Source organism: Prevotella brunnea (assembly GCF_008016795.1).
In the GTDB taxonomy this organism is placed as follows: Bacteria; Bacteroidota; Bacteroidia; order Bacteroidales; family Bacteroidaceae; genus Prevotella; species Prevotella brunnea.
In genome coordinates this window covers 1-14,244 of the sequence record NZ_SDIK01000059.1, presented here as the reverse complement: position 1 = coordinate 14,244, position 14,244 = coordinate 1, and the positions used below count along the sequence as shown (strand labels likewise).

General features: G+C 44.9%; 9 protein-coding genes and 1 tRNA gene. 6 read left to right on the top strand and 4 right to left on the bottom strand.

Annotation, left to right across the window (positions count from 1 at the left end):
* Window positions 1-3: 3 nt before the first annotated feature.
* Window positions 4-576 (bottom strand): pyridoxal 5'-phosphate synthase glutaminase subunit PdxT, encoded by a 573-nt coding sequence (gene pdxT / locus ETF27_RS08280; protein ID WP_130830605.1) that lies wholly within the window; start codon window positions 574-576, stop codon window positions 4-6.
* A 35-nt stretch (window positions 577-611) separates the two neighbouring features.
* Window positions 612-1,487: a pyridoxal 5'-phosphate synthase lyase subunit PdxS gene (gene pdxS, locus ETF27_RS08275; protein ID WP_130830606.1), complete on the bottom strand. Its 876-nt coding sequence runs from the start codon at window positions 1,485-1,487 to the stop codon at window positions 612-614.
* A gap of 480 nt (window positions 1,488-1,967) precedes the next feature.
* Between pdxS and ETF27_RS08270 the strand changes: the two genes are divergently transcribed.
* From ETF27_RS08270 to ETF27_RS08245, 6 genes are all read left to right on the top strand, one after another.
* A tRNA-Pro gene (locus tag ETF27_RS08270) sits at window positions 1,968-2,040 on the top strand.
* 1,377 nt (window positions 2,041-3,417) lie between these two features.
* On the top strand, window positions 3,418-6,465 hold the full coding sequence (locus ETF27_RS08265; RefSeq protein WP_130830607.1) for a C10 family peptidase: 3,048 nt from the start codon (window positions 3,418-3,420) through the stop codon (window positions 6,463-6,465).
* A gap of 767 nt (window positions 6,466-7,232) precedes the next feature.
* The gene (locus tag ETF27_RS08260) at window positions 7,233-9,116 is read left to right on the top strand and encodes a heavy metal translocating P-type ATPase (RefSeq protein ID WP_130830608.1); all 1,884 of its coding nucleotides are present in this window, start codon (window positions 7,233-7,235) and stop codon (window positions 9,114-9,116) included.
* A gap of 596 nt (window positions 9,117-9,712) precedes the next feature.
* On the top strand, window positions 9,713-10,228 hold the full coding sequence (locus ETF27_RS08255; protein WP_130830609.1) for a HutD/Ves family protein: 516 nt from the start codon (window positions 9,713-9,715) through the stop codon (window positions 10,226-10,228).
* Between the two features lie 138 nt (window positions 10,229-10,366).
* Window positions 10,367-12,082 (top strand): S41 family peptidase, encoded by a 1,716-nt coding sequence (locus ETF27_RS11825; protein WP_130830610.1) that lies wholly within the window; start codon window positions 10,367-10,369, stop codon window positions 12,080-12,082.
* A gap of 237 nt (window positions 12,083-12,319) precedes the next feature.
* Window positions 12,320-13,237: a YitT family protein gene (locus ETF27_RS08245; RefSeq protein ID WP_130830611.1), complete on the top strand. Its 918-nt coding sequence runs from the start codon at window positions 12,320-12,322 to the stop codon at window positions 13,235-13,237.
* A 40-nt stretch (window positions 13,238-13,277) separates the two neighbouring features.
* On the opposite strand, the gene ETF27_RS08240 is transcribed toward ETF27_RS08245, so the two are convergent.
* Entirely contained in the window at window positions 13,278-13,850 is a 573-nt protein-coding gene (locus tag ETF27_RS08240) for a hypothetical protein (RefSeq protein ID WP_130830612.1), read from the bottom strand.
* A 123-nt stretch (window positions 13,851-13,973) separates the two neighbouring features.
* Window positions 13,974-14,244: transposase (locus ETF27_RS08235; protein WP_193557213.1), on the bottom strand; the 271-nt coding region annotated here is incomplete at its 5' end.

Below are 14,244 nucleotides of genomic sequence, written 5' to 3'. Positions count from 1 at the left end.
AAATTATGTGATAAGGTTTATGAAAAGTTCGTGCACTCTCGTGTCTTCGCCCAGCTCCGGATGAAAAGCCGTTACCAACTGTTTGCCCTGCTTGGCTGCCACGATGTGTCCATCCACTTCAGCCAATACTTCCACTCCCTCGCCCACACTATCAATGTAAGGAGCGCGAATGAATGTCATTGGCACAGGTTTCGCTATACCTTTCATGGATGCGGTGGTGAAGAAACTGCCCGTCTGTCTTCCGTAAGCATTCCTACAGGTACGAATGTTCATGGTTGCGAAACGCTCGTAAGGCGTATTGGCGTTTTCCACCTCTTTGGAAAGCAGGATAAGTCCGGCACATGTTCCGTAAACCGGCAGTCCCCGTTCTATGTCCCGCTTGATGGGTTCAAATAAGTTCAGCTCGTGCAAGAGTTTCAGCATCACCGTACTCTCGCCACCGGGAATAATCAGCCCGTCTTTGGGCTGTTCCCAGTCGGCTGCCTGTCTTACCTCAAAGGTCTCTACGCCGAGTTTCCGCATCATCTGCTCATGCTCTGCGAAAGCCCCCTGAAGTGCCAAAATAGCAATTCTCATAAATAAAGCTGTGAATGTAAATTCCTGATGGAGGTTTATTTACCTCTTTCTGCCATCAGTACTGCAATTTCATTCTCATTAATGCCTACCATTGCCTCACCGAGGTCTTCACTGAGCTTGGCAATCATCTTTGCGTCCTTATAATTGGTAACAGCCTGAACAATGGCACGCGCGCGTTTCTCCGGGTTGCCCGACTTAAAGATACCGGAACCCACGAACACGCCTTCAGCTCCCAGTTGCATCATCAGTGCAGCATCGGCAGGTGTGGCAACACCACCGGCTGCAAAGTTCACAACGGGCAGTTTTCCGTGGTCATGTACGTATTTCACGAGATCATAAGGCGCACGCAACTGTTTTGCAGCTTCATAGAGTTCATCCTCGCTCATTGAGGTGAGACGACGCATCTCGCTTTGAATCAAACGCATGTGGCGCACCGCCTGTATAATGTCTCCCGTGCCCGGCTCGCCTTTTGTGCGAATCATCGTAGCACCTTCAGCAATGCGGCGCAATGCCTCGCCAAGGTCTTTGGAGCCACATACGAACGGAACGTCGAACTGTGTCTTGTCGATATGATAGATATCATCTGCCGGAGAGAGAACTTCGCTCTCATCGATGTAATCAATATCAATTGCCTGAAGAATTTGAGCCTCAACAAAATGTCCGATACGAACCTTTGCCATCACGGGAATGCTCACTGCCTCTTGGATGCCACGTATCATTTTCGGGTCGCTCATGCGGGAAACACCGCCTGCAGCGCGAATATCTGCGGGAATACGCTCCAAAGCCATTACCGCGCAAGCACCTGCAGCTTCTGCAATACGTGCCTGTTCCGGAGTTGTAACATCCATGATAACACCGCCTTTGAGCATCTGCGCCAAGTTGCGGTTCAATTCTTTTCTATCTTCTTTCATGAGTCTTATAATTTATAATTGTTTTTTATTCTTGTCGTTTAGGTTGTTCGGTCTTCGTCATCGCCTTCTTGTCTTGTATGGGCAGAAACGGTTGTTCCACGCAGCTTGGGCAGATGCCGTCCAAGCAGTTCGGAATATCGTAACCGAATGATTATACAAAGGTAAATAAAACTTAGTTTTTACCAAATGTTTATTCTTGTTTGGGAAATAATTAGATACAAAAAGGAAAGCCAAAGTTATTTTTCTTGCATCCAATCAGCATTGTTCGCTATGGAAATGTACCGGTGAGGGGGCGTTGCCTCCTATTCTTGCGGACAAAAATATAGGTGTAAATGACTTGGAATGTTCCTTTCATCATAGTTGTCGATAGAACAATTATTCAACTGTATTTCATCAAATATAAATAAAAACAGATGAAAAGTTTCTGAATATCTTTTTTTTTGCATACCTTTGCACTCGCTTTTATTCTAAAGCATCTATCGGGATGTAGCGCAGTTGGTAGCGCACTACGTTCGGGACGTAGGGGTCGGGCGTTCGAGTCGCCTCATCCCGACTTTAAAGCGGTAATCGAAGCTATTTCGAGTATCGCTTTTTTGATTAGATGGGACGCAGAGTTCTGAGCCAAATGCCGCCTCATCCGAATTGAAAGCGGTAATCGAAGCTATTTCGAGTATCGCTTTTTTAATTAGATGGGACGCAGGGTTCTGAGCCAAATGCCGCCTCATCCGAATTGAAAGCGGTAATCGAAGCTATTTCGAGTATCGCTTTTTTGATTAGATGGGACGCAGGGTTCTGAGCCAAATGCCACCTCATCCGAATTGAAAGTGGTAATCGAAGCTATTTCGAGTATCGCTTTTTTAATTAGATGGGACGCAGGGTTCTGAGCCAAATGCCACCTCATCCGAATTGAAAGTGGTAATCGAGGCTATTTCGAGTATCGCTTTTTTGATTAGATGGGACGCGTTATGCGAAACAGCTATCAAACATTTCATGCCATTCCCCATTGCAATTATTTCGTTTCTCGTGAGGACAAAAAGACCAATTTAAGAGTTTTGTTCACACTTTTTCACTCCATAAATCGCATATTCGCGAAGACTTCTTCCTTGATGCGGAAATATACGCAAGACAAGAATTTAAGTTAATCGACTGATTATCAGAGGAAACGCAGAACACTATTAAATGCCTGCCATGCAAAAGCTTAGCTTTTGGAACACAAAAGCTTAGCTTTTGCAAGGCGAAAGCTAAGGAAACGAGGTGCAAAAGCTTTCGTTTGGGTAATGAAACTTGGATTATTACTGAATTTTTATCGCCATTTATACCACATTTCCCATTTATAAGGAGAAAGTTTAATGAGAAGAACAACAGAAAAACCACACAGAATGAAGAAAAAAGGATGTAAAAGAAAATTACAAAGTTACGGAATTTCAGAACAATTTTCATCCCGATGTTCACCACAACAGACATTTCTTGTTTCCTCATGGGAACATCGCATGAAGAATGAAGTACATCTCGCGGCTTATATATAATAATGTGTAATTGAAAAATTAACTTACTACTTACCATTATTTGCGCAAAATTCTGTATAATTTTGCTTCTTTTATTTGCAAAATCATTGCATTTTGCTAAATATTTTATATTTTCGTGGACGAAATTTGTTGTACAAGACATTCAAAAGCGCATTTCGGACAATTCGGAAAAGCGACTTGAAGAGCCGGTCTTCATACTATGATTTTTTTATAAACTATTTAGACATTATGAAACCTAACAAGCCTCCAAACATGAGCTTATCTGCTCGATGATCGCATCAGGTAATTATTTACATGAAAGACTATTTATCAAACATTAACGCCGAAAATCTAATTCGACAAAAAGTGTTTAATATCATGAAAGTAAAATACTTTCGTTCATTTTAATTAAAAACCTAACTAACATGAAAAAGTCATTTACGTTATTGGCATTATCATTATGCCTAAGTAGCGTTATTTCAGCGGCCCCCATTCGGTCGCAGAAAGCCCAGCAACTTGCCGGCACATTTTTCGGAACAACCGCAAAGGGAAGTCGCAACATTCGCATCAGTTATCAGGCAAAAGCCAACACCGGTGGTGAGGAAAACCTGTATTACATCATCAACCGTGGTGAGAAAGAAGGATTTGTGGTTATCTCAGGAGACACACGTACAAGAACCATCCTCGCCTACTCTGACAAAGGATACCTGAACGAGGAAATAGTGGAGAAACATCCTTCCATTCACTGGATGTTCAATCAATATGCACAGGAGATTGAATGGGCAAAGAAAAACCTGAAAGATGTTCCTTCCAAATCCTACAAAGCATTGACTGCCGGAGCAAGCGCAGAGCCGAAGCATCTGATAGAACCGCTCATGGAGGTCTTTAAGTCCGACCGCACAAAGAAACGCCCACAACCCATCAGTTGGGGACAGGCATGGCCTTTCAACTCTTATTGCCCCAATGTTACCGACCGGTATGGCTATGTATATCCCACCGTATCGGGCTGTGTGGCAACCGCCATCTCCAGTGTGCTGCGGTGGCACGAATACCCTTCCAAATCCAAGGGCAGCAATAGCTATATTTGGAAAGCAACAGGTCAAAGATTATCAATCAACTTCGATCAACAACCGGGCTACGACTGGACACAAATGCCAACGGCTGTAGATGCCAACGGCAACGATCGGGCTACCGGACAAAGGCTTACCACTACGCAGGCAGACAACATCGGAAGACTTTTGCGCGATGTGGGATATGGCGTAAACATGAACTACGGACCATCCGCAGCAGGCGGTAGTGGTGCTTTTCTTACTGACGCGCCATCCATGCTGGTGGAGCACTTCGGATACGACGGACGCTTGGAGTGCATCTTCCGTTCCAATTATCAGAACATAGCCGACTGGATGAAGGAAGTTCAAGACGAATTGAACAACTATGGCCCCATCGTCTATGCGGGTATATCGGAAGCCGGCGGTCATTGCTTCGTCATTGACGGACTTGCTGAGCAAAATTACGTTCACGTTGAATGGGGATGGAACCAAATGTCGAATTGCTGGAGCCTCATCTCCGTGCTCGAACCGGATACACACGGCATAGGCGGAGGCGTGGGAGCCTTTTCGCGCGGACAGCAAATGTTGCGCTTCCTACAACCCAGCACAGGTGATTATGAACCCATCACCATCGCTGATGAAGTAAGCAAGAAGAACTACGATAAGGCTGCTTATCAAGACGTTGCCATCAACATAAAGAACCAAAGAACCAAGAGTTTTTATGGCAAGATAAGACTCTACATCAACAAAGTGGGAGAAACCAATCGACAACTGCTCGACGCCACACCTTACAATATTCTGATTAGCGGCAGAAAGGACAGACTATACAATTTCACCGTGGATTTCTCGAATTTTGCAGCCGGCAATTACGAATTGCACCTTTCTTACTCTGAAGACAACACCAAATGGACCGACATACAAACCTCAGCGGGCACTATCACCATCGGAGGTGGTGCGCCTAACCCCGACCCGAAGCCAGATCCAAAACCGGTTACAGACAACAAATTCTCCATTAGTAAGACAGCCGAGCAGACCGTTTACAAGCAGGAAGACAACCAACGTGTTAAAATTGGCATTAGCAACAAATCTGACGCATCCTACTATGAGATGCTCAAGCTCTACGGAAAGAAAGAAGGAAGCACAGAATATAAGGAACTTGCCACAACAAGCTGGAAGAGCTACATCGGCAGCAACAGTTCATCATCGATTTACTTCCCGGTGAACTTCGCCAACATGGAGGCAGGCAATTACGAACTGCGCGTCGGCTACTTGGACAATGGGGAATGGAAAACCATCGAAGAGACAGCCGGAAACATCTCTATCACCGGCAAGCGATTGGGAGCGAAACTCATCGTTACCAGCCTTATTGAAGACAAACAAACAAAGGAAGGTGAAGTTGTTACCATAAGAATCCCTGTCAGCAACAAAGGCGATGAGGACTTCACAGGCAACGTTAGCCTAATGGCAAACGGCACTATCATTTCGGGAGGCAATGTTACGTTGCCGGCAGGAAAAGACGCCACACTGGCATTCACAACCAACACCCCCGCATTCATGGAACTGAAAGCAGGTACATACAATCTCACGCTCGCTTCCAACGGAAACGAAATAGATTTCAATGGAACGAAGGTGTTAGGCAAACTTACCATCGTGGCAGACAACAAGCCGGAACCAACTCCGGAAGAAGCTGTCGGAGACATAAGCCTTAATTCCGCCTATTTCTATCAGAACGGACGTTATGTAGGTTCAAGTTATTGCACACTCTCAAAGAACGCCGATGTCACGATAAAAGCCAATCTCTATACCTCAAACGGTTTCAAGGGCAACGTGAAGTTCTTCCTTTCAGACAAGTATGGAGGCACTACGGCATCGACACCGGCACTACAGACTTTACAAACTGTGGAACTGGGGAAATATAACAATGGATACGTAGAATTTACCATCAAGAAAGAAGACCTCACTGCCACCCACTATCAACTCAACCTCTCTTACTACAATGGACAGAATGAGGTTTGCAACAAGTATGATGGGGTCAGCTTCTATGTCAGCTCTTACCGATTCGATGCAAACAACAACTCGAACCTGCCCAACGAACACGGCGACACCTATTATATAAATGAGTTGGAAACAGGCAAGATGTATATTCCGGTTGGCTTCAGCGACCTCAATGCAGGCATAACCGATGGTATCGGAACTATTGAGACGGCAGAGAAGTCGCTTAATATCTTCCCGACAGTGGCTACAGACAATGTAACCATTGTTACACCGAAAGCCACAACGGCTATCGTCTTCACCTTGCAGGGTGCGGCAAAGGAAAGCATCCACCTGAATGTTGGTGCCAACAACATCAATGTATCGAATTTTGGCAAGGGAGTTTATCTTGTAAAAGTGAACAATCAAACATTGAAGTTCATCAAGAAATAAATTTCTCAAGACAGAAATGGGAATAATAACATAAAGGATCGCTGTTATCATCAATGGTACAGTCCCATACTTTTCGAAAGAGCTCGATAATCATTATCGAGCTCTTTTTATGCCAAATCAGTCATTAGTATTTCTCTGTGTTATATAGCTGTGAGAAATCCTGCATCTGTTCGCAATGTTGTCTGTCCCGAATGATTTTTTGAAATCTCACGCAAGGGCGTATCAAATCATGAGACCGGACGTGTTTTGTTTCAATGCCGGATAGCACCAATCTACTCATTACGCCAATTCATATTCAGGTGATGGCAAACAGACGCTTGATAGTGAACATTCACTCCCGACCATCAACATGAAATTATATTACAAAAACCACGTCCGAGATACGATTTGTAACCTATTGATAATCAGGATAATATTAATCGGGATTTAAAAGCTTAGCTTTTGCATGCCAATACATGACCTTTTGCATTGCAAAAGCTTACCTTTTGGAAAGCAAAAGCTAAGCTTTTGATAGATGAATGAAGAAATTTTAGGACATTATAGAACTCTTCCCATGTCTCCGGGGAAGGAATTTTGCGTTTCCAAGCCCAAAAAGAAATAAAGAACATGCTTGTTTTTTATTTTGTTCGGACAGGAGCAGGTGCTGACATGAGTTTATGGCGTATGGCTTTTAGTTGGTAAATTGCAGAATAACAACCAACTTTGCAACCCGGTTGCAAAAGGTTTTTCTTACCTTTGCAAACGAAAGAAATATAATTTAATTCATTATGACAGGTAAACTAAGAATCATACTAACAGCCTTGCTGCTTCTTACGGCATGGCTTATCGATGCTAACACGAGCCTGCCCCTATGGCAGATGCTAATCATTTATTTGGTACCTTACCTTCTTATCAGCTATGACATCCTATCGGAGTCGGGAGAGAAGATTTTAAAAGGCGACTTTCTTGATGAGGACTTCCTGATGTCGGTTGCCACATTGGGCGCGCTCCTCATTGGTTTTCTCCCCAATTCCGAGCCACAGTTTGCAGAAGCGGTGTTCATCATGCTCTTTTTCCAAATTGGAGAGATGTTCGAGGATTATGCAGAGGACAAGACCAGAAAGTCTATCTCCGACCTCATGGACATCTGTCCGGACACGGCAATCGTCGTGCGCAACGGAAAAGAAACTACAATCGACCCTGCAAAGGTTATGATTGGTGAGACCGTGCTCGTGAGACCGGGAGAAAAAATACCATTGGACGGCATCATTACGGAAGGAACATCCAGCCTCAACACCGTGGCACTGACCGGTGAGAGCACACCTCGCGACGTGGCAACGGGCGACAGTGTAGTGTCGGGCTGCATCAATGTTTCCGGACTGCTGAAAATCAAGGTAGAGAAACCTTTCAGCGAATCAACAGCCACAAAGATTATTCGGCTTGTCGAACAATCGAGTGAAAACAAGTCGAAAAGCGAATCGTTCATTCGCCGTTTTGCCAAGGTTTATACCCCCATCGTCGTTCTGTCAGCGGTGGCAGTGGCTTTTCTTCCGCCCTTATTTTACACCTCCTACGAAACGGCATTCTCTATCTGGCTCTATCGCGCCCTCACCTTCCTGATTGTGAGTTGCCCCTGTGCACTTGTCATCTCCATCCCACTCACGTTCTTCTGCGGAATAGGTGGTGCCGGGCATGCCGGCATCCTCATCAAGGGAGGCAACTACATGGAAAGTTTGTCGAAAGTGGGTACGGTGGTATTCGATAAAACCGGAACGCTCACTCGGGGTGTCTTCGAGGTGGTTGCCATACATCCCAACGAACTATCGGAAAGAGAGTTACTTCATCTTGCTGCCCACGTGGAACGCTATTCCACCCACCCTATTGCCACCGCGCTTCGCAATGCGTTTCAAGAGGAGAATGACAATTGTGTCATCGAGAACACCACAGAGCTTGCCGGTCAAGGCATACGCGCAGAAGTGAACGGAAAAACCGTTTGCGTGGGCAACGAACGCATGATGGCATCCATTGGGGCCACACTCGCGCATTGTGAGCAGTGCCAAACACACATGGGTACCGTTGTTCATGTAGCGGTGAATGGGGTTTATGAAGGACACATCGTTATCTCCGACCGAGTGAAAGCCGATGCCGCACAAGCCATATCATCCCTGAAAGCGCTGGGTGTGGAGAAGACCGTCATGCTGACCGGCGACCGCAAAGAAGTGGCAGGTCGCATTTCGAAACAACTCGACATAGACAGCTTCCACGCCGAGCTGCTCCCCAATGATAAGGTGAGCCACGTGGAGCGACTTTTGGCAGAGAAACCAACAGCACGCACTTTGGCTTTCGTTGGCGATGGCATCAACGACGCACCCGTCTTGGCGCGCGCCGATGTGGGAATTGCCATGGGTGGACTGGGAAGCGATGCAGCAATAGAGGCTGCAGATGTGGTTTTGATGGATGACAGTCCGTCGAAGATAGCCAACGCCATCAAAATCTCGCGTCGAACCAAGAACATTGCCCGCCAAAACACAGTATTCACGATCGGCGTAAAAGCTGCGGTGCTTATCCTTTCAACCGTTGGATTAGCCACCATGAGCATGGCTGTTTTTGCCGACGTGGGGGTTATGGTGTTGGCAGTTATCAACGCCACGCGTGCCATGAAGACCAAATAATGAACAACAGAAAAAGCAAAGTGGCATGAATTCTTCGCTTTCCGAAGTCTCATGCCACTTTTTGCCTGACCGCCATTGTGGCATACCGAGAGGTAAAAAATCAAATCGGAAGTTAGAAATTTATCTACTGACTGTCAGTTACCTACAACCTGCTTTGCAATAGCTTAGCTTTTGCACTGCAAAAGGTCATGAATTATGGCGCAAAAGCTAAGCTTTTAAATCTCAATTCATATTATCCGGATTATCAATAGATTACGAGGTGTGTCTCAAATGTTGTTTTTGTAATATAATTTCATGTTGATTAAGACACCATTGGTAAAAGATAAAGGACTTCCCACTGCCATACAACACCGTGAATTCTTAATGATTGATTTGAGGTTATATGTAGTTTCTCTTATCAGAGCATGAAAATCTGTAGTAGAAAAGCCCATGACATAGATGCAGTTTTGTTAATATCAGCAGATGAATAAGAAAGAATGAACTCAAGTCGGGATGAGTTTAAAATGTGAGTCTTTTATGCCTTTATATCATTTATTTTGTGTAAGTTTGCAATGCGTAAATAATTATTCTTCTCAATACAAACCATCATTTTTCCCATGAAAATAATCCATCAATCAGATTATAAAACCAATACTTGGAAAGGCGGTATCACTCGCGAGCTTTATATAAATCCTGAGAGCAGTAGTCTCAACGCTCGCGATTTCGATATTAGGATTTCCTCTGCCATCATAGATTCTACCGAGAGCGTCTTCTCCGATTTTACCGGTTATCAGCGTTACATTCTGCCTGTTAAAGGGTCGCTCACTCTCTTTCGCAATGGCAAGGCATACCGGTTGTCGCCCAATGCACCTTTTCGCTTCTCCGGCGATGAAGCAATAAAGTCGGAAAACTCGAAGGGCGCGATAGACTTCAACGTTATCTTTCGTGCGGAATTGCCTGTTAGCGTAAAGGTAACGAGCGATGAACATTACGAAAGTTCGACAGGGAGAACCTTATTGTTTGCCTTGGAGCCCGTTACGGTGAACGGCAAGCCCATAGAGTGCCACGATGCTGTGCTTCTCTCCGGTGCGTTTGCCGTGAAGGGGCGAGTGGTTGTCGTGAGCATTCCGTAATTTTTTGTAAAAAATCCCATGCCTTGTTCGTTATTCCATTATAATGACGTAATTTTGCAATACACAATTCAATTATCACTCTCGCGCTTCGTTGGCAAAACCGGCGCGGAAGCAATATTATTCCAAACATTCGGAACTATGAGAAAAAGCATATTATTGGCATTCGTGTTGTGGATGAGTGCTTTCGGATCGAGCGTGGCAGCACAGACGATTGCCGAAAAAGATCATAACTTTAAGGTGGCAAAGAACTTGGAAACCTTCTCTTCCATCTATAAATACCTCGATATGATGTATGTCGATACACTTGATGCCGATGAGGTGATAGGAAACGGCATTAAAGCCATGTTGCGTTCGCTCGACCCTTACACCGTGTATTATCCGGAGGAGAATGTGAAAGATCTCGACTTGATGATATCGGGAAAGTACGCAGGCATCGGAGCCTTGATTCGTTACAATCTGGCTTTGGGCAATGCCGTGATTGATGAGCGATACGAGAATATGCCCGCCGCAGAAGTTGGACTGAGAAAAGGCGATATAATTCTCTCCATCGACGATTCCATCATGACGGGAAAGCCGGTTGCCTATGTCAGCGAGCATCTTCGGGGAGATGCCGGTACGCGATTTGTGCTGAAGGTGCGGCGACCTACCACCGAAAAAGTCATGAAATTCAAACTCACGCGTCGAACCATTCAGATGCCTTCCGTGCCCTATTACGGATTGCAGGAGAACGGCATTGGCTACTTGAACCTGAACTCTTTCACCACAAATTGTGCCAAAGACGTTCGCAGGGCATTTTTGGCAATGAAACGAGAGGGAATGAAGTCGCTGGTCTTCGACCTCAGAAACAATGGCGGTGGCAGTTTGCAAGAAGCAATAGACATCGTGAACATGTTTGTTCCAAAGGGCTTGACATTGGTGAAGACGGTAGGAAAATTACAACCAGCCAACAAAGAGTATAAAACCAAAGTTGAACCCATCGACACCTTGATGCCCATCGTGGTATTGGTGAATGGTGAAACGGCAAGTTCGAGCGAGATAACCAGTGGTAGCTTGCAAGACCTCGACCGCGCCGTTATCCTTGGTACGCGAACCTATGGAAAAGGATTGGTGCAAGCTCCCATGGACTTGCCTTACAATGGTAATTTGAAACTGACAACAGGCAAATATTATATTCCCAGCGGACGATGCATACAAGCCATCAACTACAAACATGCCAATGGGGGATACATTGAACATGTGCCCGATTCGCTGACACGATTGTTCCATACCGCCAATGGTCGCGAAGTGAGGGATGGCGGTGGCATAAAGCCCGATATAGAAGTGTTGCCCGACTCGCTGCCAAACATTGCCTTTTATCTGGCTTCCACGGGAAGAGATTCTACGGAAGTGATGCTCAATTGGGAATTGAAATACATAAAGAAACATCCCACCATCGCACCGGCAAGAAACTTCATGATAACCGATGCCGACTATGAGGACTTCAAGCAAATGGTGCTCAAGAGTGGATTTAAGTATGATAGAGAAAGTAAGAAGTTCATGGAGGGATTGGTGAAGCTCGCAAAGTTTGAAGGTTATTACGAGGATGCAAAGGCGGAGTTTGATGCCCTTGACAAGAAGTTGAGTCATAATCTGGCAAAAGACTTGGATTACAACAAACAAACCTTGAAGCAACTGCTGACGGCAGATTTGGTTTCAGCTTATTACTTCCAACGTGGCTCCATAGAGAACAGCTTACAGTTCGACAAGCAATGGAAAGAAGCAGTCAAACTGTTGAGCCAACCCGAGCGATATCGTGATTTGCTTGCGCCGATACCTGTTGCGAAATCCGATAAAAGTGAAACGAAAGCGAAATAAGCAAGGAAATTCAATAATGGGAATCAATAATGCCGAAGTTGCTTACAATTTGACATGAAATAACAGAAAATGAGGTGATGGGGCGATTGCCTCATTTTTTGTTTTTTGTCTAATAGGTTATAAATCAATACTTGAGAAAGAATGAGAAGTTGGTTATAAACTGAAAAAAAGATAAAAACATTTGTCTTGTTTCCATTTTAATATCTAACTTTGCACATAAATTAAAACAGTCTTGTTATGGAGATGAAAATTACGAGAAAAGCTCTTTACAGAGAGGTGTTAGATTATTTCATGATAGCACTGGGATGCTTGTCTTATGGTGTTGGATGGACTATCTTTCTTTTGCCCAACCATATAGGTAATGGTGGCGTTGCAGGATTGTCGTCCATAATCTTTTGGGGAACCGGAACACCGGTTACGGTTACTTATTTTGTAATGAACGCCTTGTTACTGACAGCCGCGTTGAAAACATTGGGTTTGCGCTTCTGTATCAAGACTATCTATGGAGTGCTTGTCCTGACAATGGTTACGGGCTTGTTGAGAGAGTTTGTGCCCAACCCTACCATTCTTCACGATCAGCCTTTCATGACTGCGCTCATTGGTGCCATCTTCTGTGGTTTGGGCTTGGGTTTCTGCTTGTCGTATAACGGAAGCTCAGGCGGATCGGATATTGTGGCAGCCATTGTTCACAAGTATCGTGATATTTCCTTGGGACGCGTCATCATTCTTGTCGATATGACTATCGTAACGCTGAGCTACTTGGTGCTTCGGAGCTGGGAACAGGTGATTTATGGTTATGTATGTTTGGTCATCACCGCCATGGTGCTGGATCAGGTAGTGAATGCCGGGCGTCGTTCCGTGCAGTTTCTTATCATTTCCGAGCGCTACAAAGAGATTTGCGACATGATTTCTTCCACTCCTCCGCATCGCGGTTGTACCATCATTGATGCACAGGGGTATTATACCGGAAAATGCACGAAAGTAGTTATTGTCGTAACTCGTCAGCGCGAGGCAGGGTTGCTTTATAGAATGATAGACGATATCGACCCTCACGCTTTCGTTACGCAAAGTCAGGTGATGGGAGTGTTCGGTGAAGGCTTCGACAAGTTTAAGGTGAAACATCGCAACAACAAGCAACAAAAGGTGGAAGCTTAAGCTCCGACCATCCGTTATATAAGGAAAAGGGCGCAAATCATTAATGCCGATTTGCGCTCTTTGCTTTTTCATCGTTTTTTTCTTTCCTCGTTCTGTTGTATTCTCTTATAACAGGGTCGTCAACGTCCAGCCCATCCAACTTGTCGAATATCTTTCGGACTTGTTCCACATGCTTTTTATCGCGCCTCAACCGTTTATCAAGCATCAATCCGATATCGAACTCGGTGATGTCATGGCGAGGTGTCGCTTCAAGGATATCCCTCTTGGGCATACGTTTCAAGAGTTCTTTTCCGGAAACAATCTGTTTGGCTGTTACCACAACCTCGTCCATATAGTGTTCGGTGGGGAAAAGGAACACCGTGTCTGTAAAAATTTCTTGCCTTGTCAGCTTTTCGCTGTGGAAACCTTTGCGCTGAAAGGTTGCAGTCTTAAAACTATCAGGCAGTTGCATGAGCCCCAAATAATTGGTTTTTCCCATTGGTTCGCCGTCAGCAAATATTTCCACATCGCGCAGGGGAAACCTTGTAAGCCCATCGCACACCAATACTTCTTGGGCGAAACCGTAAAGCATCGACAGCAGAAAGAGGAAAACTGCAAAATATCGTTTAGGCATAAGTGAAAAAGATTTATGCAAAAGTAGGGGAATTTTGTGAGACGGATGGCAAATCCATTGGTAATAACACTTAAATAAACCCAAGAAACGTCATCAGGGGTAGTGTCCTTAAAAGTGTGTAATTCATCTTTCCTTTCTCTGTACTTCCACTGTTATTTTATTCTTTTCTTTCCAGTTCTTGAATTGATATATTCTCCTTTCATATGTCGTCTTTGTTTCCTCCATCGCCACGGCTGCCAGGAGGAAGATGACGGACTTTTCTGATGGCATGGATGTTCTCATTTGGATGGTTCTCCTGTACTTCCTGTTGAGCCTTTCAATCCAGTTGGTCGTATATATGCACCTCTGCACTTGGGCCGGGAAGTCCATATACGTGAAATAGGCACTGTTGCGT